Origin of the sequence: Dysgonomonas gadei ATCC BAA-286 (assembly GCF_000213555.1) — a bacterium.
Classification (GTDB): domain Bacteria; phylum Bacteroidota; class Bacteroidia; order Bacteroidales; family Dysgonomonadaceae; genus Dysgonomonas; species Dysgonomonas gadei.
Genome location: NZ_GL891990.1, coordinates 106775 through 108358 on the forward strand (window position 1 = coordinate 106775; position 1584 = coordinate 108358).

Below are 1584 nucleotides of genomic sequence, written 5' to 3' on the forward strand. Positions count from 1 at the left end.
ATTTCCCTATTTTAAATTACCTAAATTTTTTAATGTATTTAATTTTTATTTTTTATCTTTATGTCAGGATGTTAAGAGGAAACAGGCACTGCTGGGGAGCAACCTGTCAGCAATAAACATCCTGACGATATGCAGTAATGCTATTGGGGGAGATGGATTTTCTATCTCCCTTTTCAGTATTACTGATATTGTCTATATGGCTCGAAAAACCCAATCTTTAATCCTATAGTAAACAGACTTCCCACAGCAGACTTCCAATAGTTTGGGAGCTGCAAATCCCTGTATTAGTTTACATAGGCGAGAGTCACAGATTTTGCAAAGCAGACTTTAAAGCTGCACGAGGACGATAGTGTTATCTCTCATGTGAAAAGCTGTTTACATTATAGGATCGTATATTTTCAGACGACGCAGTTGACATATTCTTGTTTACGTTTAAGAACGAAAAATACTCTGTTAACCAATCGGCGGGCAATCTTTACGATAGCCTTGTTGCCATTCATTCTCTTGCGATATTCCTCATAGGCCATCGTCATTGTCGGATCTTTTCGGATGGCCATCCATGCAGCTTCGATGAAGTAGCACCTCAGTATGGCGTGTTTGCGTAGGGTAATATTACCTACACCCTCTTTCTCTCCGCTCGAATGACACATCGGGATCAGTCCGATATAGGATGCCAGCTGGTCGGCATTCTTAAATCTACCGATGTCGTCTATTTCCATGAGTAATGTTATGCCGGTCGTGATTCCGATTCCAGGAACTGTCATCAACAGTCGCAATGGCTCAGCGAATACCTCTCTACGTGACAACTCCCGGATAGCCCTCGTTTCCTGCAATAACATTTCACGCAAGCGATCAAACTGTTCGATATGCAACTCCAAAGTTTTCCGTCCATACTCGGTGGACATCTCTACCTTGTCCAACCATTGCAGGAAACGCTTCGACCAGTTGCCCATCGTGTGACGGGTAAATTCTTCCGGTATTTTTATCCCATGAAAACGTAACAGAGACTTGATGCGGTTCTTTTCCCGCGTGGTGTCTTTTACGATTAAGTTTCTCAGTCTAATCAAAGAACGTATTTCCAATATCTCTGCACGGGGGACGTAAATACCTCTCAAATCTCCCGCACGCAGACCTCTGGCGAGTTTTCCGCAATCGACCGCATCGGTCTTTCGCAGTTTCTCTCTACTCATTGTCGGTACATCAGCCGGATTAACCACAATATTGTTAATCCCTAATTCCGTAAGTTTGTGGTGTGTCCAGAACCCACTGAATCCAGCTTCATATACTGAATAATAAGTCGCTCCCGGATAATTGGTCACCAAAAATCTATGTAAAGCTTCCGGCTGTGGATCTTGACTAAACTTCTTCAGAACCGAACTCTCTGAGAGTATCGCCACCGCCCAACTTTTCAAATGAACATCTATACCCACATAGATATTTTGTCCTTTGAAGTCTAATCCTTTACTTTGTCTCATAAGCTATATCATTTAGGTTAAATTGATTAAGTCGAAATTATCCGAAATTAACCATAAAACGGATAGCTTATGCTTCACTCCTCACTCAGATTTCAAACATAGGGATTTT

Annotated in this window: 2 protein-coding genes; one reads left to right on the forward strand and one right to left on the reverse strand. The window is 41.8% G+C overall.

Annotation, left to right across the window (positions count from 1 at the left end; all coding sequences use genetic code 11):
* On the forward strand, nt 1-229 hold a 229-nt coding region (locus HMPREF9455_RS21685; protein ID WP_221408057.1), incomplete at its 5' end, for a hypothetical protein.
* A 169-nt stretch (nt 230-398) separates the two neighbouring features.
* Here the strand turns inward: HMPREF9455_RS21685 and HMPREF9455_RS18260 are convergent.
* Nucleotides 399-1475, reverse strand: a complete 1077-nt coding sequence (locus tag HMPREF9455_RS18260) for an IS110 family RNA-guided transposase (protein ID WP_006801228.1) — start codon at nt 1473-1475, stop codon at nt 399-401.
* Between the last annotated feature and the right edge of the window lie 109 nt (nt 1476-1584).